Source organism: Rhizobium vallis (assembly GCF_003985155.1).
Lineage (GTDB): Bacteria > Pseudomonadota > Alphaproteobacteria > Rhizobiales > Rhizobiaceae > Rhizobium > Rhizobium vallis.
On the sequence record NZ_ML133730.1, the window covers coordinates 1 to 2,592 of the forward strand.

General features: G+C 58.0%; 1 protein-coding gene and 2 pseudogenes. 2 read left to right on the top strand and 1 reads right to left on the bottom strand.

What is annotated here, in order from left to right:
* Positions 1-212 (bottom strand): annotated as a pseudogene (locus tag EFQ99_RS34735) (hypothetical protein); the annotation flags it as partial.
* Positions 213-300: 88 nt separating this feature from the next.
* Here EFQ99_RS34735 and istA point away from each other — a divergent pair.
* Together istA and istB are read left to right on the top strand one after the other, a co-directional pair.
* Positions 301-1,587, top strand: a complete 1,287-nt coding sequence (gene istA, locus EFQ99_RS34740; RefSeq protein WP_016737538.1) for an IS21 family transposase — start codon at positions 301-303, stop codon at positions 1,585-1,587.
* Positions 1,587-2,382 (top strand): annotated as a pseudogene (gene istB, locus EFQ99_RS34745) (IS21-like element ISSme2 family helper ATPase IstB). The gene istA and the pseudogene istB overlap by 1 nt, the downstream one beginning before the upstream one ends.
* Positions 2,383-2,592 lie beyond the last annotated feature (210 nt).

The window sequence follows — 2,592 nt, forward strand, 5'->3', positions numbered from 1 at the left end:
TCGGGATGAAGTTATCATGTTGATTGTCGCTGGCAAGAGCTTCATCGTGGTCTGATTGCCGCTCCGCGACAAACTGTGCGGTGCCTTTGATTGTCGCGAATGAGGCTGGCCTGCCGCGCTGGCGTTTGGCCTCCATGGCGGAACGTCGTCGACAGCTTTCGACGTTCATTTCGAATGATCGTTGCGTGATGAACAAGTCGGTCCACCGCGGCACCCGCCCGCAGGTGTCAGGCGAAATGAGAAACTGACCCCCTAACGAAATGAAGAACTGCCCCCTCGTGTGACAACGAGGAGAGATGGATGACAAGTGCGATTTCAGCGCATCCTGCATCGTGGGGAACGATGCAGGGCGAAGATATGCTTGAGGCAGATGAGGTGGTGGCAATGTTGCGGCTGCACGAGCTTGGTTGGGGTGCCAAGCGTCTATCGAAGGAATTTGGATGTGCTCGCAACACTGTCCGTCGATATCTTCGTGAGGGTGGAGCGGTACCCTTCAAGAAGCCGGTTCGGAGGAGTGCTTTTGATGGCCTTGATGATTGGCTTCGTGAACGCTTCTTTCGCCATGATGGCAATGCCGATGTGATCCGGCAGGAGCTGGCGAGCGAGCATGGAATTATCATCGGTTTGCGTTCGGTAGAGCTTCGAGTCCGGGAATGGCGGCGGGAACTCAAGGCGCAAAAGCGTGCGACAGTGCGGTTTGAAACGCCGCCTGGTCGTCAGTTGCAGATCGACTTCGGGCAGACGCGTGTCTGGATCGGTGACGAGCGGCTTCGGGTAAACGTCTTTGTCGCCACGCTAAGCTATTCCAGACGCATTCATATCCGTGCCTCATTGAGAGAAGGGCAGACAGATTGGTTCGAGGGGATGGAAGGCGCGTTTCTTCGGTTTGGCGGCGTTCCCGTTGAGGTTTTGCTGGATAATGCGAAGGCACTTGTCGAACATCACGACGCGGTTAGCCGGGAGGTTCGCTTCAATGCGCGACTCTGGGCGTTTGCCCGTTACTGGGGCTTCGCGCCACGCGCTTGCGCTCCCTACCGGGCGCGAACAAAGGGGAAGGACGAGCGCGGGGTCGGGTACGTCAAGAAGAATGCTATCGCTGGTCGCCGGTTTGAGAACTGGGCTTCGTTCGAGGCGCACCTTGACCGATGGATACGAGAGATCGCAGACCGACGAGAACACGGCACGACTGGTGAAGCACCAATTGAACGCTTTGCTGCGGAGGCCGAAGCCCTTCGGCCGCTATCCGGCCGCGTACCGTTTGGACAACTACGCGACCTCGTGCGCAAAGTGCAGGCGGACTGCGCCATCGATCTCGACACAAACAGCTATTCCGTACCCTGGCGTCTCATCGGCGAGAGCGTCCAAGTCGTTGTATTGGCTGGCCGTGTAATTATCCGTCACGCTGGCCAGGTTGTGGCCGATCATCCTCTCTGCCAGGGACGGCGACAACGGATCGTCGACCGGGATCACTTTGTTGGCTTCGCGGGTAGCGAAGGACTGGTTCGCACCGCTCCAGTCGAGCTGGCACCAGCCGCCTTGCTGCGACCTCTTGCGGAATACGAGGCCGTTGTTGGAGGTGGCTGGTGATGACGACCGTCGATCACGATTTACTCATCGCGACACTCGATCGGCTAAAGCTGACGGCGATCCGCGATCAACTCGACACGTTGCTGGACGAGGCGCTCGAAGATGACGTTGCGCGAAGCTCTGGCGTTCCTGGTCTCACGAGAGATTGCCCGGCGCGATGAACGGCGCATCTCGATGTCGAGCAAGTTGGCGCAGTTCCCCTTCGTACGCGAACTCGATGGCTTCGACTTCGAGGCACAGCCCTCGCTGGATCGAGGACAGATCAGGGAGCTGTCAACCTGCCGCTGGATTGCTCACGGCGACACCGTCCTATTCCTCGGACCTCCGGGCACCGGTAAGACGCACCTTGCTGTCAGTCTTGGCCGAGAAGCAATCCGCCAGAACTACAACGTTCAATTCGTCACGGCGGCCACTCTGGTTGCGATGCTCGCCAAGGCCCATAACGATGGCTCATTGGACAAGCAGTTGACAATCCTATCGCGGCCGAAACTGCTGATCATCGACGAGCTGGGATATCTGCCCTTCGAAGCTAACGCCGCCCACCTGTTCTTCCAACTGGTCTCTCGCCGCTATGAAAGGGGATCGATCCTGATTACCTCCAATCGATCGGTCGGAGAGTGGGGGAGCGTCTTTGGAGACCCTGTCGTCGCCACCGCGATATTGGACCGCCTGCTGCACCATTCGACGGTGATCACCATCCGAGGTGATAGCTACAGGCTTCGCGAAAAGCGCCGTTCCGGCCTTCTGCAGAAGGCCGGAACAGCGCTTGAGACAAACGAAACAGCAAATCAATGAAGGGGTCAGTTCTTCGTTTCGCCTACGGGGTCAAATCTTCACTTCGCTTGACAGCAGGCATAGTTTGATAGTTGCAGGATACGGGGTCGGCATCGAGCACCCAACTCACACGTTGGCTCATGATCGCTGTATGAAATGCATCCGGCGCCATGGGCGGGTTTCGTCCTGGCCTGAAGCCATAGTAGAACCCGCAAAGGGCAGGCCGTCATA